The following is a 21,100-nucleotide window of genomic DNA, read 5'->3' as shown; positions in this document are numbered from 1 at the left end:
TGTCACCGCCCTGGCCCCGAAAGCCGCATACAAGGGGAAACCTTCACCCCTCCGGCTGTTTAATCCTGCGCCTCGATCGGGGCTTGGGCTCGACGCCTATGCGCGGGTCTCGCGCCAAGACCAGTCTTGTTATCCGGCTTGCCAGGGTCTCGAACTCTTCATGGCCCTGCGGGACATAAAGCCATTTTCCCAAGACGGGATGTGGCTGCAAGCCCGGCAACTCATCCATGAGGGACTTGTGGTGCTCTTGCGCAGTGCAGACCAGCAGTCCATTCCATGGATCGTCGCGATCGGCAACGACCAGGCACAGCAATCCGCCCAGGTATGCGGCATCGCAGCCGAACATCTTGCGAGTGGCGTAATCCCCTACTTGCTCCAGGGGTTCGAGTATCCACAAGAGCGAGCTGTGGCGGGCCGATGCCCGCTTTTTTCCAGCAGGAGCATAAGGATCGAATCGACTAGGCATGGGGAGGAAGAAATCCACGGCAACCCGTAGTTTAGCGACGGACGGCCGTTCGCAACGGTTTCCCGCGAACAGCGCGGAAGGCACCCAGCGGGCAAGGCCTGGCCGGCCGCCTTCCCAAGCGTAGCACTCATTCGGGCTTGATGCCCGCCTTGCGCGTGACGTCTCTCCAGACGCCCAGTTCCGTGGCGAGGCGCTTGGCCATCGCCTGGGAATCAGAATAGGCAGGCTGGAAGTCTACGGCGGCCAATTCCTTCTGCATCGCGGGATCCTTCAAGATACCGGAGATCGCCGCGGACAGCTTCGACACCACGGGAGCCGGCGTGCCTGCAGGAGCCATTACGCCATGCCAGATGATCTCGCTGAAACCAGGCACTGTCTCCGCAGTGGTGGGCAAGTCGGGATAGCTCGGCGAACGCTCGGCATCCATGGAGGCCAGAGCCCGTAACCGCGCCGACTGCACGAAGCCCTTGACCGGCCCAGGCGTGGAAATCAACACGGGGACCTGGCCGCTTATGACATCCGTGGAGGCGCCGCTGGCACCCTTGTAGGGGACATGCACGATATCGATGCCGGCCAGGTTCTTCAATAACTCCATCGCAAGGTGATGGGGCGTCCCGATGCCCGGCGTCGCGTAGGAAAGCTTGCCGGGATGCGCTTTGGCATACGCGATCAGTTCCTTGAGGTTATGCACAGGAAGCTTGGGGTTGACCAGGATCCAGATCGGCGTGGTGGCCACGACTCCCACGGGGACGAAATCTTTCTGGATGTCGAAATTCATCTTGCGATAGAGATAGGGGTTGATCACCACCGTGTTGGATACATAGGCCAAGGTGTAGCCGTCCGGTGCCGAGCGCGCGACGAATTGCATCCCGATATTGCCGCTTGCGCCCGGCTTGTTCTCGACCACGACCGAAGTCTTGAGAACCGCGGCGAGATGCTTGGCCAATAGCCGCGCCACGATGTCGTTCCCGCCTCCGGCGGAGAACGGCACGATCAGATCGACGGGCCTGTCCGGATAAGCGGCGGCATGCGCGGTCATTGCGGTCCAGGCCATCAACAGGCCGGCCAAAGTCCTCATGCATTGCTTGAGCATTGTGTGTCTCCTTGTATGGACGTATTCGAGCGGATCAAGCCGCAAATCTGGGGAACAGCACTTGCGCATTGCCCGACTCGATCTTGCTGCGCTGTGCCTCGGTCAGGGATAGCCTGGCCAGGCTGCGTACGGCATCCGCCATCTGGTCCTTGGGGCCGAAGGGGTAGTCGGTGCCGAAAAGGATGTTGTCTTCCGACCCGATCTGCATCATGGCGGCGAACGTCACGCTATTCGCCGACAGTGCGGTGTCGAAATAGCACTTGCGCAACACCGCTCGTATTCCGTCAGGAATGTGCCCTTGCAGCTCGGGGTTGTTGCGCGACAGCACTTCGATACGATCGGCGATATAAGGCAGAGCGCCGCCCATGTGGGAAAAGATAAATCGCATATTCGGGAATTTCAGTAGCGTTCCCGTAAAGATCAGCGAAACGATGGCCCGCGCCGTATCGAACGTGAAATCGAGCGACGATGCCGACAGGTTTGCGACAGGCACCGGCTCGGCCGGCGATGTGGGATGGACGAACACCACGGCCGATCTCCGGTTCAGCTCTTCGTACAAAGGATGAAGATACGAGTCTCCGAGATAAAGGCCGCAATGGTTCGACAACAAGCACACGCCGTCGGCGTGCAAAGTGTCGAATGCGTGCTCGGTCTCGCGCAGCGCCGCATCTACCGACCTCAGCGGCATCGCCGCAAACATGCCGAAGCGGCCCGGGTGATCGTGCCCCAGGGTGGCGGCGAACTCATTGCACCAGCGGGCGAGCTCCGCTTCTTTCCCGGCATCCGGCACGTCGAGACCCGGCGCGCTGACGGAAGTAATCGCGGTGCCGATGTCCTGTTCGTCCATTTTCGCCAGCGCGTCGGAAGCGCTCCAGAACGGCATTTTTCCGGACGAGCCCTGCGCCCCGATCTTCCCGGCGCCGATCTGCTCGACATAGTGCTGCGGCAGGATATGGTGATGTACATCTATGCGACGTGCCATGGCTGCTCGCTCTCCTCTGAATCAAACGGAAAACAGTATGGCCTCGTCTTTATATAATTGGAAATTGATTTTTTTGGCTTATTTATAGGTTTCCAGTATGAATATACGGGTACGCCAAATCGAAGGCTTTCTTGCCATTGCCGACACGCTATCGTTCTCGCGCGCGGCGGAAAAAATCGGCATGACGCAGCCCGCCTTTTCGCAAATGCTGCGAGACCTTGAAAATACGCTGGGGCTCAAGCTGATCGACCGCACCACCCGGCGCGTCAACCTCACACTGTCCGCGCAACAGTTGCTCGCGCAGATGCGGCAAGCCATATCGGATCTCAATGGAATCCGCCGCAACGCTCAGGCTCTCGCGCGGCTGGAACAAGGCCAGCTCGCCATCGGCGTGCTGCCCTCTCTCGCAGGCGGGGTGTTCGTGGAAAGCCTGGCTCAGTTCTCGGACCTGTACCCGGGCGTCGCAATACAAGTGCGCGAGAATCACAATGCCCACATCATCGGACAATTGACGCAGCACGAAGTAGAGCTGGCGATTTGCACCTATAACGCTTCCGCGCCCACCTTGTCGTTCGAGGAATTATTCATTGACGAATTGGTGTGCGTAATGCGGGAACATCACGCCCTTGCTCGGAGAAAGCGGATCGAATGGCGGCGATTCTCTACCCAGCCCGTGGTTCTGGTCTCGGCCAGTTCGATCATCAACGAAATCGTCCGCGCCAACCTGCGGGAATTCGCGGAAGGAAAGAGTGCGGAATACGAAACCCTGAACATGACCACCGCGCTCAACATGGCTCGGGCTAACCTGGGCGTTACCCTCATTCCGAGAGTCGCCCTTCCCGAACTGAACATGAAGGGGCTGACCTATCGGCCCATCGGGCAGCCCCGGCCAACACGCCAGGTCGGCATCTATCGCCGAGCCGGCCAGACCTTGTCGCCTGCGGCAGAGAAATTCAGGGAGCTGCTGATAGAGAGACTCCAGCGCCCCGGACACACGGGCGCACATTGGCCGTCGTCGGATTGAAACCGACGGCCACCGGAGGATGTAGCCCGTTATGGCTGCGGTGTCGGCCATGCTGATTACAGGAGGTAGCGGACTCGGCTTGCTTTCGATGTCTCCATGGCAACGCGCAGGCGCAGGGGTCGGCGCAACTCTCGCCGGCCAGTCTACGCGCGAGGGTATGCGTATGTCGCCGTTGGATTATTACGCCGATGCCTTGCTGCGGCCGGACGATCCTTCACGGGGCATGAACGGGAGCGATGCGCACAACGAAACGCGCATGATACTGGCGCGCAGCATCGAGCATGGCAGGGTGACGGAGCAGGATCGGCCCTATCTGGTCAAACTGATCGCGCAACGTGCCAGCGTCGACCAGGCGGTCGCCCAACAACGGCTCACGCGAATCAGCGATCAGGCCAGGCAGGCAGAGCAACAGGCTCGCGTAGCGGCAGATACCGCCCGCAAGGCAGCCGCAGCCTTTTCATTGTGGGCATTCGCCTCGCTGCTGATCGGTGCCTTTGTCGCGAGCCTAGCCGCGACCGTAGGCGGTCGGGCACGTGACAGATAAGGAATATCAGGCGGTTTCTGCGCTGGGGTGATAGCGCTTAACGCGGTGCAGGACGCTCTTGTCGGTGTGATGCATCACCTGGCCGGTAGCGGCAAGCTTGAGGACCAGATCCGATTCGTGGGTGAACGTGCCGTCGTCGTTGAACGTGAAAGTGCTGGTGAAACCCTGCAGTTCGGCGCGGCGCAGCAGATACTTGTTCTGCAAGATGCCATAACAGGGCTCGCCCGGGTCGGCCTTGAAACGCAGCACTTTGTCGCGGTCCTTGGCGGTGGCGCCGGCCTGAATCGCGATACCGCGCCCGAACACCACGGTGCGTATCACCTGGCCATCGGCCTTGTCCCACAGCAGGAAGCCCACTTCGTCATGGAACGGGATCATCGCCTCTTCGCCGTGGCGCCATGCCGTCATTTCGTATTTCAGGCCTTCGAGTTTCTGCTGGCCGTTTTCCTGCTTGGGTATGGGCGTGAACTTGGCCTTCTCGAAATAAGTGGTCTGGCCGGTAATGTCGTCGTCGTTGTGATAGGACAGGTCTATGCCGTCGTTGCCTTCCCATTCCCCGACCAGCGGAGTCAATGGGCCGAGTCTTTGAGGCCCTAGAATTTCTGACATGACTAGCTCCTTATTCTAAATATAGGAGCTGTCACGGTAATCCTGTCAATTTGAAACAGCCAATTCATTCTGTTTATCGCAGCGATTGCCTTAAGGCTATCGCTGGGCTGTCACGCCGGCGGCAAGCGGGCCGACAAGATGCCGCATGCCGCCAGGGCGGCCGAAGACCCTGCGCGAGCGCATCGGCAGGCGATCGGCGCCTTTCCGGCCTGTCCGGTAACGAACTACATGCGGCTTGCCGCAGGGCCTTTCGAGCCGGCGGCGCAGAAAATCAACGGCGCGCCGAACGGGACGCAGGCCCGGGGCCTCGTTCCTTGAGATGGCGAAACGTAATACGGCCTTTGCTCAGGTCATACGGAGAAAGCTCCAGCGACACGTCATCTCCGGCCAGGATACGGATGTGGTGCTTGCGCATCTTGCCGCCCGTGTAGGCGATCAGCGCATGGCCGTTTTGCAATGTCACACGAAAACGCGAATCGGGCAGGACTTCGTCGACGACACCGCGCATTTCAATAAGCTCTTCTTTAGGCAAATGAATTACTCCTGATTTATAAAAAACAAGGCAAGGAACTGCCGCGCGCCTCGGGCGTCGATATAGCCAAGTGCTTCGGCCACGAGGAAATACCGGCTTCAAGGAAGAAGCCGTAGACTTGGCGGGATGACGCGCCAGGCGCGTGCGACAGGTGAACTCTGTCCAGCGGCTGGTTCACAGGAATATGCGCTGCGAACGAGGGGCAGCCAGAAAAAAGCGCTATCGAAATAGCCGAATAAATCTGGCAAAGGAGGGAGAACGACGCTAGGGCCCTGCACGAAAGCACATGGCTCGATTTCGTGCCGGAAAGCTTATAGACTATACCACCGATCCCCTCGCCAGGCCATATCCGGAGTGTCGGGCCGCGATCAGGAGCCGGCCTTAGAGAGGCAGGCCGCGTCTTTTTCGGACAGCTTGTTTTTTTCCAGCCATGCCTTGGTTTCATCGGCGCCGGCCTGCTTCAGGGCCGCCATGATCGCCTCGGGCGGCGTGGTGTCGAGCGTCATCTTGTGCTCGCGCATACGGGCATAGTTGGCCGCGATGCGCTGCTCGACGCCGGCCCACGACGCAGCGGCCACTTGCTGCGCCGCGCTGGTGAGTATCGCCTGGTCGTCTTTGCCCAGCTTGTTCCATGCTTCGGCATTGATGATGGTGTAGCTGAGCGGAATCGAATAGCTGACCGCCGTGAAATTGGGCAAATGGTCCCACAACTTGCGGCCGGCCCCGCCGTCGCCGGATGTAAGCACCGCGTTCACATCCCCGGCCGCCAGCTTCGCGGCCAGCGCCGAGTAAGGCAAGGCCACGCTTTGCGCGCCCAGGCGCTCGAACACCGATTTGCTGGTCGCATCGTAAGTCCGGATCTTGAGCGCCTTGACGTCGTCGACGCTCTTCAGTGGCCGCACCGACCAGATGCCCGAAGGCGGCCAAGGCGTGACATACAGCAGGTGCGCCCCCAAGGCCTTGACATGCTCTTGCAGCGCCGGTTCGGCGCAGGTGTACAAGGCCTTGGCCTGCTTGAAGTCGCGGGCCGCGAACGGCAGGGACGAAAGCAGGAACAAGGAATCCTTGCCGCCCAGGATGCCGCCGAACAAGGTGCCCATCTGGGTCTTGCCTTCGGTGACGGCAGTCACCTGCGCCACGCCCTTGTACGGGTCGTTCTTTTCTTGCAGGGTCTCGATCTCGATGCGGCCCTTGGACTGCTTGCCGACCGCGGCGGCAAACTGCAGGTCGGCCGCCGCCGTGATCGAGGTCGACGGATATTCATTGATCAACTGCAAAGTGGTCTGCTGGGCCTGGGCCCAGGGCAAGGCGACAACGGAAAACAGGACTGCACTGGCGGCCGCGTAGCGGCATTTGCTGGCTTTCATGCTGGCTTCCCCTGGTGTTTTGAAGTGGTGTGGGGAAATTTTCCCGTACCGCCCCGCATACCGAAACCATGGGAAACCCTGAGCCCGATCGGGCCGGCGGCGGCCATGCCGGCCCCCGCAGCGATTTCAGGCGCTTTCCGAGCGATACCAGGACAGCGCGTCGATGGCCAGGGCATCGACGGAATCCACGACGGGCAGCCCCAGCGCCAGGCGCTGCGGTTCGGGTAGCGCCAGCGGCAGCTCGGTGCACCCCAGCACCAGCGCATCGATGCCGCGGTCGCGCAGCAACCGTATGCACTCCAGCGCCGGCGCCAGCGACTGTTCGATGCGGTTGGTCTTGACCAGCGCGATGCAGGGCGTGCAATAGCGCTCGATCTCTTCTGCGGAAGGGACCACGCATTCGTAGCCTTGCGCCTGCAGCGCCCGCTGGTAGAGCCCCAGCCCGAGGGTCGCCGAGGTACCCATCAGGCCTATGCGCCCCCGATCGACACCGCGCCGGCGCAAGGCGTTAAGCACCGATTGCACGATATGCAGCACGGGCACCGGCGTGGCGGCGGCCAGGCGCTCGTACCAGATATGCGCCGTGTTGCAAGGAATGGCGATCGCCCCGGCTCCCATGCCTACCAGCCGGTCTATGCCGTTCTGCATCCAGGGCAGCGGGTCTTCGCCATTGCCGAAACACGCCGCCAGGCGATCCGGTATGCGAGGGTCGTTCCACAATACGGCCGGCATGTGCTGCTGGTCGCGCTCGGCTTCGGTCAGCGCCACCAGGCGCGTCATGAAGAAGGCGCCGGCCAAGGGCCCCATGCCGCCCAGGACGCCCAGGAAACGGCCCTGGAATCTGTTCTCGATCATTGTCTGTGCCTATGCTCGGACGCCTGCGGCCCGGCCAGCCCGCAGGCCTCTCGATACGGGTGCGCAATGCCATGGGACGGGCTCGCCGCCGGCCGGGGATGCGCCGGGGAGCCGCAAGAAAACGGCCCCGGACCGGCGCGGGAATATCGTAATCCTAACCCGGCTGCCGCAAGCCCGCCCGCGCCGCCTCGGCGATGGACTGCGCATCGATGCCGAAATGGCGGCGCAGTTCGGCCCGGGTGTCGCTGCGGCCGAAACCGTCCGTGCCCAAGGTGATGTAGCGCCGCCCTTGCGGCACGTAGGCGCGGATGGACTCGGGCACGGCATGGACGTAGTCGGTGGCGGCGACGATGGGGCCGGCGCATTGCTCCAGCAATTGCGTGATGTGCGGCGTGCCGGCGGCCTCTGCGCCATGCAGCGAGGCCTGTATGCAACTGCGCCCTTCGCGCGCCAGTTCGCTCCAGCTTGTGATGCTCAGGACGTCGCTGGCGATGCCCTCTTGCGCCAAGGCCTCGGCGGCCTTGATCACTTCCGGCAGGATGGCGCCCGAGCCCAGCAGGGTGACGCGCGGGGCCGGCGATCCGGTCGAGCCGGATACGCCCCGGAGCGCCCCACCCTCGGCATGCTCGTCCCCGTAAGCCGCATAGCGGTAACCGCCGCGCAGTATCGCGGCGGCGGCGCCTTCGGCCAGCGCCGGCTGCGCGTAGTTCTCGTTCATCACGGTAATGTAGTAGAAGACATCCTGCTGCTCGTCCATCATTTCGCGCATACCGCGATCGACGATGACCGCGAGCTCGCAGGCGAAAGCGGGGTCGTAGGCACGGCAATTGGCTATGGTCGCCGCATGCAGGTGGCTGCTGCCGTCCTGGTGCTGCAAGCCCTCGCCGGCCAGTGTGCTGCGGCCCGCGGTCGCGCCGATCAGGAAGCCGCGCGGCCGCTGGTCCGCCGCCGCCCAGATCAAGTCGCCGACGCGCTGGAAGCCGAACATGGAGTAATAGATGTAGAAGGGCAGCATGGCCAGGCCGTGCACACTGTAGCTGGTGGCGGCGGCCACCCAGCTTGAAATCGCGCCCGCCTCGCTGATGCCCTCTTCCAGGATCTGCCCGTCGCTCGCCTCGCGGTAGCTGAGCATGGAGCCTATGTCCTCGGGCTGGTAGCGCTGGCCCACGCTGGAATAAATGCCCACCTGCTTGAACAGATTGGCCATGCCGAAGGTGCGCGCCTCGTCGGCCACGATGGGCACGATGCGCGGCCCCAAGGCCTGGTCCTTCAGCAGGCCGCCCAGCATGCGCACGAAGGCCATGGTCGTGGACATGGCGCGGCCGTCGGATTCCAGTGCGAAGCGCGCATAGCCGCGCATGTCCGGGATTTCCACGTGCGCGGCGTCGGTGCGGCGGGCCGGCAGGTAGCCGCCGAGCTCCCGGCGGCGCGCGTGCAGGTAGCGCAACTCGGGGCTGTCGTCCGCGGGCTTGTAGAAATCCAGGCGCCGCACCTGCTCGTCGTCCAGCGGCAGGCCGAAGCGGTCGCGGAAGGCCAGCAGATCGTGCTCGTCGAATTTCTTGTGCGAATGGGTGGTCATGCGCCCCTGGCCGGCGCTGCCCATGCCGTAGCCCTTCTTGGTATGGGCCAGGATGACCGTGGGCTGGCCGCGATGCCGCTGTGCGGCCGCATAGGCGGCATGGATCTTCACCAGGTCGTGGCCGCCGCGGCGCAACTGGTCGATCTGTGCATCGGTCAGGCCCTGCACCAGGCGCGCGAGCGCCTCGTCCTGGCCGAAGAAGTTCTCGCGGTTGTAGCGCCCGTCGTTGGCGGCAAAAGTCTGCATCTGGCCATCGACGGTTTGCGACAGGGCCCGCGCCAGCGCGCCGCCGAGGTCGCGGGCGAACAGGCCATCCCAGTCGCTGCCCCACAATACCTTGATGACGTTCCAGCCGGCGCCGCGGAACAGTTTCTCGAGCTCGCCGATGACCTGGCCGTTGCCGCGCACCGGCCCGTCCAGGCGCTGCAGGTTGCAGTTCACCACCCAGACGAGGTTGTCCAGGCCCTCGCGCGCCGCCAGCGTCAAGGCGCTCATGGATTCCGGCTCGTCCATCTCGCCGTCGCCGAACACGCCCCATACCTTGCGTCCGCCGCAATCCAGCAGCTTGCGATGCGTCAGGTAGCGCATGAAGCGCGCGTGGTAGATGGAGCTGATGGGCCCTATGCCCATGGAGCCGGTGGGGAACTGCCAGAAGTCTGGCATCAGATACGGATGCGGATAACTGGACAGGCCTCGCGCGCCCTCTTTGGGGCCGCGCAATTCCTGGCGGTAATGCGCCAGGTCCGCCTGTTCCAGGCGCCCTTCTAGGAACGCGCGGGCATAGACGCCGGGCGCGCTATGGGGCTGGAAGAAGACCAGGTCGCCGCGCCCCGCGCCGTCGTCGCCCGAGGCCCGGAAAAAATGATTGAAGCCGACTTCGAACAAGTCCGCGGCGCTGGCGTAGCTGGCGATATGGCCGCCGAGTTCGCCATAGGCGGCATTGGCGCGCATGACCATGGCCACCGCGTTCCAGCGCATGAGGGCGGCCAGCCTTTGTTCCAGGTCCAGGTCGCCGGGAAAATCGGGCTCGTCTTCGGCCGCTATGGTATTGACGTACGCAGTCTCGCCGCCGGGCGTCCAGCCCAGGCGCGCCTCGCGCGCCATGCGGTGCAGTTCCTGCAGGATGAAGACTCCGCGCGCCGGGCCCCAGGAATCCAGCAAGGCCTGGAAGGCCTCGCGCCATTCGACGGTTTCTTCGGGATCGATATCCAGGGCGGCCTGGTCGTGGCCGGACAGGTTCATGAGCATGGCAGGCTACCGGAAAAGCATGGAAACGGATGGGCCGCGCGCAGGCCGGAGGCATACCGGGGCGCTGGTACCCCCGGCCCTGCCGACGGATCCACCCCCGTCGGGCGGGCCGCAGCCTCCGGCGCTTAGCGAGCCCGGCCCCACTATGTGCGCCGGACACGCTGCTTGACACGCGTAGTGCCTATTTTGCGCTAGCCACAGGCATATTTGGTTTCGAAATCTATGGCTAATTAGTTCTGATACAGCATAAAATTCTGTAAATCCAAAAATATCAAGAACATCATGCTCGATGCCATAGATCTGAAAATCCTGGACGAATTGCAGCGCGACGCCTCGCTCAGCAATGTCGAGCTCGCCCGCCGCATCCATCTGTCTCCATCGCCATGCCTGGCGCGGGTCAAGGCGCTGGAAGCCGCGGGCATCATCACCCGCTATGTGGCGCTGGCCGACGCGGCCGCGCTGGGCCTGGGCCTGAATGTCTTTATTTCCATCAGCCTGAAGTCGCAAGACAGGCAAGCGCTGGCCGACTTCGAGCGGCGTATCGCCGAGCACGACGAGGTCATGGAGTGCTACCTGATGACCGGCAACGAGGACTACCTGATCCGGGTGGCGGTAGTGGACATCGCCGCGCTCGAGCACTTCATCCTCGAGCACCTGACATCGATTCCGGGCATCGACAAGATACGCTCCAGCTTCGCGCTGAAGCAGGTGTCGTACAAGACGGCGCTGCCGCTCAAGAAGTGACGGAAGCCCCGTGCGCATGGGCACGGGGCAAGCACGGACCCGCCCTGACCACCTGCCGCTCGAGTGTTACAGGCGGCGGAAATCGCGAATGGAGTCGCGCTATTTATTCCTTGCCCTCGGATGCGCCGGCCTGATCCGCCTGCGGATTCGGCACCAGCATGACCGGGCGGGTCGCTAGCCTGGCGGTGTGTTCGGCCACGCTGCCCAGCACCAGCCTGCGGAAGCCGCGGCGGCCGTGCGTGCCCAGCACGACGAGATCGGCCTCCAGTTCGGCGGCAGTGGCGACGATCCGGGTCGCGACGTCTTCGAGCACAGCAGTCTCGACCACTTGCGCGGTGCTGTCGACGCCGGCCGCCTTGATCTTTTTCACGGCATCGGAGGTAAGCCTGCGGCCTTCCTCGAGCAGGCTGTCGCGCAAGGAGTCGACGTCATAGACAGGAAAGCCGCTGTAATCGATCGGCAGGCTCACCACATACACGGGGTCCAGGCTCGCCCGCAAGGGGGCTGCCAGCAGGATGGCGGCTTCCAACGCATAGGATGAGGTTTCACTACCGTCTAGAGCTACGAGTATTTTGCTGTACATGATGAGTGCCGTCTGGTTTCAAGTTCCCGATACGGACATGGCGTCCGACCAGGGCCGTGCGCACAGTTTACGCTTGCAATGCCCGCGTCTCATTGAGGCAGATCAAAGCGGGAGCCCGGCGCTCCATGGGCCGCGGGCCGCCTGGGGCTGAAGCGATCAATCGAGGTGCCGCGGCAACGTGGCCGCCAGCGCTCTCAGTTCCTGCTGCGGCATGCCGGCCAGGAATTCGCAGGCCTGGGCCCAGAAGGCCGGCGTGGCGGTCTCGGGTACGCGCCGCATCCATTGCGCCGCCAGATCGACATGGCCGCGCGCCGCAAGCAGCCGGGCGTAGTTGAACTGGCCGCGGAAGTCGCCCCCTTCGGCGGCGCGGCGGTAATAGTCGAACGCGGCGGCCTCGTCGGCCTCGACTTCCCAGCCGTCTTCGTAGAAGCCGCCGAGCATGTTCAATGACTTTATATGCCCGGCATCGGCCGCCCGGCGAAACCACTGCAGCGCCTGCGCGCGGTCGGTCTTCAGGCCGCGCCCCAGCGCCAGCGATGTAGCGTAGTTGTACATGCCCCAGTCCAGGCCGCGCTCGGCGGCGCGGCGGAACCAGTAGGTCGCGAGCATCATGTCGTGCTCGATGCCCCAGGCGTTCTCGTAGCAGCGCCCCAACAGGTTCATGGCGTGGACATGGCCGGTGTCGGCGGCCTTGCGCAGCCATGGGACCGCCTGCTCCGGATCGCGCGGCGCGCCCTTGCCCTGCAACAGCCACTGGCCGTAATGAAACTGCGCCTCGGCCACGCCGTGCTCGGCCGCGGTCGCCAGCCAGGGCAGCGCCTCGTGGGCGGGGCCGGCCAGGATACGGGCGAAATCCTCGGCGCCGGCCTGGTTGAACTGCTGTGTGCTGATTGTTTCCATGATCGTGAATATTTCGATTGCGGAGCCCGACGCCCAGCGGCGAAAGACAGCCAGGCGGCATGCGCCGCCGGCGGCCCCCATCGACGAGACATGCGCGGCGGACGAAAGCCCGCCATCGCATGATGGCGGGCCCGGCGAGCGCCCTCCTTTTACGGCAAGGCCCGCGCCAGTGCAGTCCCGGTTATCGCCGCATCAATACGACAGGCTGACGTTCAGGATCGCCGAACGTCCCGGCGCGATGCTGGCGTAGTGCGCCGCATAAGCCTGGTCGTAGTATGTCTTGTTGAAGACGTTGAACACATTGAGCTGCACGCCGACGTGCTTGTTGATGCGGTAGCCGGCCATGGCGTCGAAACGCCAGTACGAAGGAATGTAGTTGGTGTTGGCCGCGTTGCCGTACTGCTTGCCCACGTAGTATGCGCCGGCGCCCAGTGTCAGCTTGGGCATGACCTTGTATGTGCTCCAGAGGCTGAAGCTGTTCTCGGGCGTGTTCGGGAAACGGTTGCCTTCGTCGGTGGCCACGCCGTCATCCTTGATCTTGCTATGCAGATAGGTATAGCCGCCGTAGACATTCCACTTGGGCGTGATGGCGCCCGTGATGCCGAGTTCCAGGCCGTCGACCTGTTTACGGCCGGCCATGGCGTAGTCGCCGTCAGGCAAAGTGATGCGCGCGTTCACGGTCTCGGTGCGGAACACCGCGGCCGTCAGGCTCACGCTCTTGTTGAGCACGTCCCACTTGGTGCCGATCTCATACGTCCGGTTCTTTTCCGGCGCCATGTCGGCGGCGTTCACGCCCACCCCGCCGCGGCCCGGAATCAGGCCCTGGCTTTCGCTGCCCTCGCCCAGCGAGGCGTTGGCGGGCGTGGAGGAAGTCGCGTACGAGACGTAGAACGCGCCATTGTCCACCGGCTTGTAGACCAGGCCCAGTTGGTAGTTCCACAGCGTGTCGTGGCGGCGCACGACCGTCGAGCCGTTGGCCGGGGTATTCGTGTACTTGGTGGAATAGTCGTCCAGCCGCAGGCCCAGGCCGGCTTGCCAGTGCTTGTTGAATTCGAGAGTGTCGAAGGCATAGAGCGACTTGGTGGTGGCCTCGGACTTGCTGTTGGCCCCCGCCGGCCCGCCATTGAGCGTGTTTCTCCAGGGATCGTTGGGATTCGGGTTGTACAGGCTGGTGCAGTTGTAGGCGGAAGCCGCGCCTATGCCGGCTGAGCATATGGCCCCGGTGGCGCGATTCACGTTCAGGGAATCCTTGTCGCTCTTCTCTTGCGAGATCTCGACCCCGGCATTGAAGCTGTGCCTGAGCGTGCCGGTGTTGAATTTGCCGTAGAGCTCGGTCTGGTTGGCCAGCGACTTCACTTCGCTGTCGCGGGTATTGGCGCGGCGCCAGACCTTGCCATTGAGCACATTGCCCTGGCTGTCGTCGGGCTGCGTCCAGACATAGCGCTGCGAGGAATAAGTGTAGCGGCTGGTGTTGCGCAGGGTCAGGTTGTCGGCGAAGTCGTGCTCGACGCGCACGGTGGCCATGTCGCTGTCAGTGCGGCGGTAGTCACTGCTCAGGCCGTAGAAGTTGTTGCGGTCCACGTTGGCCGGGCCGGTCTCGGTAATGCCCATGTAGCTGCCGTCGCGCTTGACCTTGGTGCTGGGATAGGCATACGGAATGCCGCTGTCGGGAAGGTCGTCGGTCTGCAGATGATAGTAGCTGAGCGTGACGCGCGTGGGCGTGTGCATGCCGAAGGTGATGGTGGGCGCTACGCCCCAGCGGCCGTTGTGCACCATGTCGCGGCCGGCCACGTCGGCGTCGTGATACATGGCGTTCAGGCGGAAGGCAGTGGTGTCGGACAGGCGCCAGTTGCTGTCGATCGTGCCGCGATAGTAGTTGTCGGTGCCCAGGCCCAGGTTGACGTCGGTGAAATCGCGGCTCTTGGCGGTCTTGCTGATGAGATTGATGCTGCCGCCGGCGCCGCCGCGGCCGCCGTAGGCGCCATCGGAACCTTTCACGACCTCGACCTGTTCGAGATTGAAGATTTCGCGCGAGGTCGAGCCTATGTCGCGCATGCCGTCGATATAGGTGCTGGACTGCGCGTCATAGCCGCGGATGAAGGGCCGGTCGCCGAGCGGATTGCCGCCCTCGCCCGCGCCGAAGGTAATGCCCGGGGAATTGCGCAGCACGTCGGTCAGGGAGGACGCCGCCTGGTCCTGGATGAGCTCCTGCGGAATGACCTGTACCGACTTCGGGGTATCGAGCAGCGGTGCGGTGAATTTTTCCGACGCAGACTGCTTGACATCGTAGCCTTGCGGCATGTTTCCCTGTACCTGCACCGGAGCGAGCTGCGATACGTTGTCCGTGCCGGTGGACTGCGCCATGGCCGCGAAAGAGCTCATGAACAGGGCCGGCGTGGCCAAGGCCGTAGCCAAGCTGCCGGCGCCGTAGGCGCGCAAAGAGGATGGGGGGTGGATCTGGTCGGACATGCTCGGCTTGCTCCCTTTTGTTTGGCAAATAAAATTTCTTCGGCGGCCCCGCGCCGAGGCGCAGGACTGCCCCGCGTGCTTACGCCCCACAGCGAAAGCACGCTTCGTGCAATGTTCACGTCATAGACCGGCCTGGGCCCGGCCTCTTGAGCAGAAGCCGGCGGGCCGGGCCCGCCCTTATCCGGGCGGCGGCCCCATCAGGCTCGAGCGGTAGTCATACGTCCGCCCATTTGCGCAATAAGTTGTGATAGACGCCGGTCAGTTCTTCCAGCGACTCGTGCCCCGGCACGTCGTGCATCAGGCGCTGGATGGCGACATCGAGCTGCAGCATCAGGGCGCGCTCGCTGTCTTCGCGCAGCAGGCTCTGCACCCAGAAGAAAGAACTGATGCGCGCGCCGCGCGCCACCGGATTGACCTTGTGCAGGCTGGTGCCCGGGTACAGCACGGCGCTGCCTGCCGGCAGCTTGACTTGCCGCGTGCCGTAGGTGTCCTGCACCACCAGTTCGCCGCCCTCGTAGTCGCCGGGTTCGGACAGGAACAGCGTCATGGACAGATCGGTGCGCACGCGCCCCTGTGTCCCTTTGATGGGGCGGATGGCATTGTCGATGTGGTAGCCGAAGGATTCGCCGGCTTCGTAGCGATTGAACAGCGGCGGGAAGATTTTCTCGGGCAGCGCGGCCGACATGAACAGGTTGTTCGCGCTCAGGCGCTCTATGATGCGCGCCCCCAGTTCGCGCGCCAGCGGATGGTCTTCGGCCAATTGCCGGTTGTGCTTGACCAGCACCGAACGATGGCCCGCCGTGACCCGGCCGTCGACCCATTCGGCTTGCTCGAGCTGCTCGCGCATGGCCCGCGCTTCTTGCGCGTTGAAGATTTCAGGGATTTCGACGAGCACGGCTACGATCCATCGGCGTTGTGTTGTGCGCCGATGCGCGAGGCCGGATTGCACGCGCGGCCGACCCCACTGGCGCGAGCGCCGGACATGCCTGTGGCCGCGGCTCCGGCCCTATGCCGGACAGCATTGAACGTCTTCATTTCCCTTTTTCGGCTTCTTTATAAATATATATGACAATGATAACCATTATCAACAACGATTTCAACACCATGTAAGGAAAATTTCAAAAATGCCTCGGCACGCCGGTGTCGGCCAGGGATCCATCGGGTATGCTTGAGCCCGAAGCCCCCGCCCACGCCAACCCACCGCCCCAGTGAAAAGAGACATCCCTGCCTGGATCGCTCCCGTCGCGGCGATTCTGGTCCTGCAAACCGCGACCTCGTTCCTGTCTCGCATCATTCCCATCGTCTCGCCTTCGTTGATACAGGAATTCGGCTGGAACAAGGGCTGGGTCGGCTACCTCGCCGCCATCAATACCGCAGGTTCGCTGTTCATTCTGCTGTTGGGCTCGGGCCTGATACACCGGATCGGCAGCATCCGCAGCGTGCAATGGGGCGCGCTCGCGGGCGCGATCAGCATGGCGCTGTTTCTTTCGCCTGCCGTGGCGCTGGCGGCGCTGGCCAGTTTCGTGATCGGCCTGGGCTACGGGGTGTCCAGTCCCGCGGGCAGCGACATCCTGCAGCGCTTCAGCCCGCCGTCGATCCGCAACCTGGTGTTCTCGATCAAGCAGGCGGGCGTGCCGCTGGGCGGCGTGATCGCCGGGCTGGCCATCCCGCTGCTGGCGCAATGGGCCGGATGGCGCGCCGCGCTGCTGGTCTCCGCCCTGCTGGTGTTCGGCATGACGGCCCCGACCTGGCGCCTCGGCCGCAAGGCCGACCAGCCTGCCGGAGCGGCCTTGCCGTGGCGCACGGCGCTGTCGCTGCGCAATGCCACGATTCTGATCCACTCGCTGCGCGCAGGGTACGACACCGGCAAACTGGCGGCGGTGAGCGGCCTGCTGTCGTCCACGCAAAGCTGCTGGTTCACTTTCACGGTGGCGTATCTGGTGGACCGCCTCGGCTTCTCGCTCGGCGTGGCCGGACTGGTCTTCGCCGCCATGCAGGCGGCCGGCGTTGCGGGCCGCATCGCCTTCGGCTGGCTGGCCGACCGCATTGGTTCCGCGCGGCTCATCCTGTCGCTGGCAGCCGTGGGCTCGGCCGCCACCACGGCCCTGCTGGCCCTTAGCACTCCGGCATGGCCGCTATGGGCGCTGCTGCCGCTGGCGGTGGCTGCCGGCGGCACGGCAGCCGGCTGGAACGGCGTGCTGATCGCGGAAATGGCTAGGCGCGCGCCGGCTGAAAGAGTGAGCGAAACCGCGGCCGGCTCGACGCTGTTCGCCTATCTGGCCAATACCGTCGCGCCAGCCGTCTTCGCCGCATATGTGGCGGCCACGGGACGGTACGACGCAGCGTTCATGGCTGCCGCGGCCTGCAGCCTGGTCGCACTGGGCGTGCTTGCGCGGATCCGTCCGTATTGAGGACGCGGCCCGGCAGAGACAGGGCTTCAGCCGCGCGGCGCGACCCAGAAGCGCAAGCCGACGACGACAGGCACGGCCAGAGTCGCCCAGGCCATCCAGTGCCAGGCGCCGGTGCCCAGCAGCGCCGCCAGCAGGCCGAACAAGGTCAAGGCGGCAATCAGCAGGGGCGCGCCCCAGACGCGCAGAAAAGGGGTGCGTAGAGTCATGGTGGTCAGGAACACGTCACGAGGCCTTGGCCGGAATCGGCGCCACGATGGCGGCCTGGCGCGCCAATGCCGCAACGCGCGCATCGGTGGCGCGGCGCCGGGCGAACCACAGGTACAGGCCGCTGGCCAGCACCACGATGGTGAGCAGGTCCAGCAAAGCCCAGATCACTTTCAGCGGCATGCCGCCGTAATCGCCGAAATGCAGCGGCCGCGACAGTTCCAGCGCGGCGAGATACCAGGGAGGACGCGCCACGGCAGTGAGCTGGCCCGTACCGGCGTCGACCAGGGCGGCGGTGAACAGATGCGAGCGCAAGGGCGTGGAGCCCTTGGACCAGATGATGTAATGGTGCGGCACGCCGAAAGGATTGCCCGGAAACGCCACGCTGACGAAACTCTGCTCCGGCAGGGCGCGCATTGCGGTTTCGAGTGCCGCCTGCGGCGAAGTGAGCACGGCGGGCGGCTCGGCGTTCTTGTAGGCCGCGAGCAACTGGGCGACGTCGGTTTTCTGCCAGTAGGTGAACATGGGCGTCGACAATTCGTTGATGACGCCGGTGACGCCCACCACCAGCCCCCAGCCCAGCGTGACCGCTCCGAGCAGGTTATGCAGGTCCAGCCATTTCAGGCGCCGTGAACGGCCGGCGCGCACGGTGCCGAAAGCCAGCTTCTTCATGAAGGGCCCGTACAGCATCACGCCCGATACGATGGCGATCACGAACAGCAGCCCCATGAGGCCCAGGAACAGCTCGCCCGGCAGGCCGGCGTACAGATCCATGTGCAGCGCCAGCATGATGCCCATGAAGGTATAGCGTTCGCCGGGCCGCCCGTCCTTGAGCAGTTCGCCGGTGTGGGCATCGAATTTCAGCGTGTGGCTGTCGGTGGTGGCCTGTGCGAACGACGGCGCCATGCCCACCAGCACCTGCGGCGCGTCGTCGTCGGCAAATACGAAATTGATCACCTGCCCCGGATAAAGCTTGCGGGCCTTGGCCACCATGGGGTCGATGCTCGCCACCGGCGCGTCGGCCGGCACCACGGCGTAGGGCTTGGCATTGTCCAGCCACTGGTCGATCTCGTCGTGGAACACCAGCGGCAGGCCGGTGATGCATATCACCAGCAGGAACACCGTGCATACCAGGCTGCTCCATTTGTGCAGCCAATACCAGGTCTTGAGAGTGGTGGCGGCCGTCACGAGCGGCCCCGGCCGGCTGCGGCCGGCTTCGATACGTACGACGCGACGCGGGTCCCGTTCGGCCCCATTTTCTTCCTTGGAATAAAAAGATATTGATTATCGTTTTCATTCTAATTTGAGAAAAAACCGCGTGTCAAACCGGGCTTGAGGGCTTGAGGGCTTGAGGGCTTGAGGGCTTGAGGGCTTGAGGGCTTGAGGGCTTGAGGGCTTGAGGGCTTGAGGGCTTGCTGGCTTGAGGGCGCGAGGGCGCGAGGGCGCGAGGGCGCGAGGGCTTGAGGATGCAGGGATGCAAGGATGCAAGGGCTCAGACACTGGCACGGGGGTAGTCGCAGAAGCATGAGACACATGAACCCAAGGCGGGCGGACCCCAGCCGCATGGCGCGACACCCGGCCATGCCGGATATGCGAGACAAACCGGACGTGCAGGCCGTGTGGCCGCTGAAGCAGCGGCAGACCTCGCGCCGGGGCGAATGCCGCCGGCGCGAGGAAAAAACGCGCAACTCAGTTGAGCAGGTCGACCGGCGCGCCGCCAACCCAGGCGGCAATGGCCTTGACGGCGTTGCGGTAGAAGGCCTGGAAATTCTCGGCGCTGACATAGCCCAGGTGCGGGGTAAGCAGCACATTGTCCAGGCCGCGCAGCCTGTCGTCGGCGGGCAGGGGCTCGTCCGGATAGACGTCCAGGCCCGCGCCACCGATGCGCTTGTGGCTCAGCAAATCGTATAGTGCGTCCATGTCGACCAACCCCGCGCGCGAGGTGTTCACCAGGAACGCGTCGGGCTTCATCGAACGCAGCAATGCGGCGCTGGCCAGGCCGCGCGTGCTGTCGGCCAGGATCAGGTGCAGGCTGATTACATCGGACTGCGCGAACAACTCTTCTTTGTCGACGCGGCGCGCGCCGGCCGCGGCGGCCCGCTCGTCGGTAAGGTGCGGGCTATAGGCCAGGATCTCCATGCCGAAGGCCTTGCCCACGGCCGCGGCGGCCTGCCCCAGCTTGCCCAAACCCACGATGCCCAGGATCTTGCCGGCCAGTATGCGCGGTATCTGCGTCTGCCAGCCGCCTGCGTGCATGACGCGGTTTTCGGCAGCCAGATTCTTGAACAGCCCCAGGATATGCGCCCACGCCAGTTCCGCCGTGGCATGGACCGCCTGCTTGCTGCCCGGGGCGCCGCACACCACCACGCCTTGCCCGGCGCAGGCCTGCATGTCGATGGCCAGATTGCGCATGCCCGTCGTCACCAGCAGCCGCAAGGCGGGCAAGCGGCTCAGCAAGTCCGCCGGAAACGGCGTGCGCTCGCGCATGGCGACGATGACGTCGAAGCCGGCCAGCGCCGCCGCGCGCTGCTCCACGCCGGCAGGCAGGGGTTTATCGAAGACGGTGATCGCAGTATCCGCCCCGAGCGAGCCCCAGTCGGCCGCCCCGCGGGCGGTATCCAGGTAGTCGTCGAGTATGGCTATTTTCATGAGATGGCTCCAAGACAGGTCCGAATCGCATATCGGCGCCATCGCGGCGGCGCGCCCAGGGGCGCACCGCGCATACGGCACACTGCGGGCAGTGTATACCCGCAAGGAATCGAACCGGCGGGAGCGTCGGCGATCATGGGCCGGTCCAGCCCGGCCGCCGCGAGCGCGACACCCGCGGCGGTGCGCTTCAAACCAGCGTGAGGGTCACGTTGATATTGCCGCGCGTGGCATTGGAATACGGGCATACGATGTGCGCCCTGTCGACCAGCACCTGGGCCTGGTCGCGGGCCAGGCCGGGCAGCGAGATGCGCAGCTCGACCTCGATGCCGAAGCCCGTGGGGATCGGGCCTATGCCGACGATGCCGTTGACCGATACATCAGCGGGGATGCTGAGCTTGTCGCGCTGGGCGACGAATTTCATGGCGCCGAGAAAGCAGGCCGAATAGCCCACCGCGAACAGTTGCTCGGGATTGGTGCCCTTGCCGCCGGTGCCGCCCAATTCGCGAGGCGTCGCGAGCGTGACGTCCAGGATGCCGTCGGAGGTGACGCCGCGGCCGTCACGGCCGCCGGTCGCGGTGGCGTTGGCGCGATACAGGACTTTTTCTACTGGCATGAGGATGCTCCTTTCAAAGGATCGAAATCAGGGGCGCGGCTCGCGGCGGCGGCCGCAAGAAGCGGCGACACGCGGCACGCGAGCCCGTGCCTTCACTATATTAGAATCCATGCGCCCACAGGGCCAATAACATCATGGCAAGCCGGGCATTTGCACCGCTGCCGCGGCACGCCGGGACGAGCCGCCGGGGCCGTGCCCCGCACGAGCCTTCAGGCCGCCTGCGACTGC

20 protein-coding genes are annotated in these 21,100 nt (G+C 64.2%); 4 read left to right on the top strand and 16 right to left on the bottom strand.

Going from position 1 to position 21,100, the window contains the following annotated elements; genetic code table 11:
* Nucleotides 1-43: 43 nt before the first annotated feature.
* The 3 genes from KVP10_RS12055 to KVP10_RS12045 all read right to left on the bottom strand — a co-directional run bounded on the left by KVP10_RS12055 (nucleotide 44) and on the right by KVP10_RS12045 (nucleotide 2,541).
* Nucleotides 44-466, bottom strand: a complete 423-nt coding sequence (locus KVP10_RS12055) for a hypothetical protein (RefSeq protein ID WP_217964835.1) — start codon at nucleotides 464-466, stop codon at nucleotides 44-46.
* A gap of 127 nt (nucleotides 467-593) precedes the next feature.
* Nucleotides 594-1,559 (bottom strand): Bug family tripartite tricarboxylate transporter substrate binding protein, encoded by a 966-nt coding sequence (locus KVP10_RS12050; RefSeq protein WP_217964834.1) that lies wholly within the window; start codon nucleotides 1,557-1,559, stop codon nucleotides 594-596.
* Nucleotides 1,560-1,593: 34 nt separating this feature from the next.
* Nucleotides 1,594-2,541, bottom strand: coding sequence for an amidohydrolase family protein (locus KVP10_RS12045; RefSeq protein ID WP_217964833.1), 948 nt, complete (start codon nucleotides 2,539-2,541; stop codon nucleotides 1,594-1,596).
* 97 nt (nucleotides 2,542-2,638) lie between these two features.
* Here KVP10_RS12045 and KVP10_RS12040 point away from each other — a divergent pair, with 97 nt between their 5' ends.
* Nucleotides 2,639-3,565 carry a LysR family transcriptional regulator gene (locus KVP10_RS12040; protein WP_217964832.1) on the top strand — a complete coding sequence of 309 codons (927 nt, stop codon included), beginning with the start codon at nucleotides 2,639-2,641 and terminating at the stop codon, nucleotides 3,563-3,565.
* 163 nt (nucleotides 3,566-3,728) lie between these two features.
* Nucleotides 3,729-4,109 (top strand): hypothetical protein, encoded by a 381-nt coding sequence (locus tag KVP10_RS12035; protein WP_217964831.1) that lies wholly within the window; start codon nucleotides 3,729-3,731, stop codon nucleotides 4,107-4,109.
* Nucleotides 4,110-4,115: 6 nt separating this feature from the next.
* On the opposite strand, the gene KVP10_RS12030 is transcribed toward KVP10_RS12035, so the two are convergent.
* The 5 genes from KVP10_RS12030 to mdeB form a co-directional block, all read right to left on the bottom strand.
* Nucleotides 4,116-4,718, bottom strand: a complete 603-nt coding sequence (locus KVP10_RS12030; protein ID WP_217964830.1) for a heme-binding beta-barrel domain-containing protein — start codon at nucleotides 4,716-4,718, stop codon at nucleotides 4,116-4,118.
* A gap of 271 nt (nucleotides 4,719-4,989) precedes the next feature.
* Nucleotides 4,990-5,250, bottom strand: a complete 261-nt coding sequence (gene infA, locus KVP10_RS12025; RefSeq protein WP_217964829.1) for a translation initiation factor IF-1 — start codon at nucleotides 5,248-5,250, stop codon at nucleotides 4,990-4,992.
* 368 nt (nucleotides 5,251-5,618) lie between these two features.
* Complete coding sequence (locus KVP10_RS12020; protein WP_217964828.1) at nucleotides 5,619-6,617, bottom strand: TRAP transporter substrate-binding protein; 999 nt, start codon at nucleotides 6,615-6,617, stop codon at nucleotides 5,619-5,621.
* 126 nt (nucleotides 6,618-6,743) lie between these two features.
* Nucleotides 6,744-7,472 (bottom strand): cysteate racemase, encoded by a 729-nt coding sequence (gene cuyB / locus KVP10_RS12015; protein ID WP_217964827.1) that lies wholly within the window; start codon nucleotides 7,470-7,472, stop codon nucleotides 6,744-6,746.
* Between the two features lie 154 nt (nucleotides 7,473-7,626).
* Complete coding sequence (gene mdeB / locus KVP10_RS12010) at nucleotides 7,627-10,293, bottom strand: alpha-ketoglutarate dehydrogenase (protein WP_246600594.1); 2,667 nt, start codon at nucleotides 10,291-10,293, stop codon at nucleotides 7,627-7,629.
* Between the two features lie 285 nt (nucleotides 10,294-10,578).
* Here mdeB and KVP10_RS12005 point away from each other — a divergent pair, with 285 nt between their 5' ends.
* Nucleotides 10,579-11,043 carry an Lrp/AsnC family transcriptional regulator gene (locus KVP10_RS12005; RefSeq protein WP_343218732.1) on the top strand — a complete coding sequence of 155 codons (465 nt, stop codon included), beginning with the start codon at nucleotides 10,579-10,581 and terminating at the stop codon, nucleotides 11,041-11,043.
* 103 nt (nucleotides 11,044-11,146) lie between these two features.
* Here the strand turns inward: KVP10_RS12005 and KVP10_RS12000 are convergent, their stop codons facing one another.
* The 4 genes from KVP10_RS12000 to KVP10_RS11985 form a co-directional block, all read right to left on the bottom strand.
* A complete protein-coding gene (locus KVP10_RS12000; RefSeq protein WP_217964824.1) occupies nucleotides 11,147-11,626 on the bottom strand; it encodes a universal stress protein in 480 nt (159 codons plus the stop codon).
* Between the two features lie 156 nt (nucleotides 11,627-11,782).
* Nucleotides 11,783-12,526, bottom strand: a complete 744-nt coding sequence (locus KVP10_RS11995) for a tetratricopeptide repeat protein (RefSeq protein ID WP_217964823.1) — start codon at nucleotides 12,524-12,526, stop codon at nucleotides 11,783-11,785.
* Nucleotides 12,527-12,718: 192 nt separating this feature from the next.
* On the bottom strand, nucleotides 12,719-14,995 hold the full coding sequence (locus KVP10_RS11990) for a TonB-dependent receptor (RefSeq protein WP_343218726.1): 2,277 nt from the start codon (nucleotides 14,993-14,995) through the stop codon (nucleotides 12,719-12,721).
* Between the two features lie 214 nt (nucleotides 14,996-15,209).
* Nucleotides 15,210-15,890 carry a Fe2+-dependent dioxygenase gene (locus KVP10_RS11985; protein ID WP_217964822.1) on the bottom strand — a complete coding sequence of 227 codons (681 nt, stop codon included), beginning with the start codon at nucleotides 15,888-15,890 and terminating at the stop codon, nucleotides 15,210-15,212.
* A 313-nt stretch (nucleotides 15,891-16,203) separates the two neighbouring features.
* Between KVP10_RS11985 and KVP10_RS11980 the strand changes: the two genes are divergently transcribed.
* Nucleotides 16,204-17,406, top strand: coding sequence for an MFS transporter (locus KVP10_RS11980; protein ID WP_217964821.1), 1,203 nt, complete (start codon nucleotides 16,204-16,206; stop codon nucleotides 17,404-17,406).
* Nucleotides 17,407-17,432: 26 nt separating this feature from the next.
* Here KVP10_RS11980 and KVP10_RS11975 read toward each other — a convergent pair whose 3' ends face one another.
* From KVP10_RS11975 to KVP10_RS11960, 4 genes are all read right to left on the bottom strand, one after another.
* The gene (locus KVP10_RS11975) at nucleotides 17,433-17,612 is read right to left on the bottom strand and encodes a hypothetical protein (protein ID WP_217964995.1); all 180 of its coding nucleotides are present in this window, start codon (nucleotides 17,610-17,612) and stop codon (nucleotides 17,433-17,435) included.
* A gap of 16 nt (nucleotides 17,613-17,628) precedes the next feature.
* Nucleotides 17,629-18,798 carry a PepSY-associated TM helix domain-containing protein gene (locus tag KVP10_RS11970; RefSeq protein WP_217964820.1) on the bottom strand — a complete coding sequence of 390 codons (1,170 nt, stop codon included), beginning with the start codon at nucleotides 18,796-18,798 and terminating at the stop codon, nucleotides 17,629-17,631.
* 501 nt (nucleotides 18,799-19,299) lie between these two features.
* Complete coding sequence (locus tag KVP10_RS11965; RefSeq protein ID WP_217964819.1) at nucleotides 19,300-20,259, bottom strand: D-2-hydroxyacid dehydrogenase family protein; 960 nt, start codon at nucleotides 20,257-20,259, stop codon at nucleotides 19,300-19,302.
* Between the two features lie 187 nt (nucleotides 20,260-20,446).
* Nucleotides 20,447-20,872: an organic hydroperoxide resistance protein gene (locus tag KVP10_RS11960; protein WP_217964818.1), complete on the bottom strand. Its 426-nt coding sequence runs from the start codon at nucleotides 20,870-20,872 to the stop codon at nucleotides 20,447-20,449.
* Nucleotides 20,873-21,100 lie beyond the last annotated feature (228 nt).

It is taken from the genome of Candidimonas humi, from assembly GCF_019166065.1.
In the GTDB taxonomy this organism is placed as follows: domain Bacteria; phylum Pseudomonadota; class Gammaproteobacteria; order Burkholderiales; family Burkholderiaceae_B; genus Candidimonas; species Candidimonas humi.
Note: the sequence above shows the minus strand (reverse complement) of the source record. Positions and strands in the feature narration are given on the sequence as shown.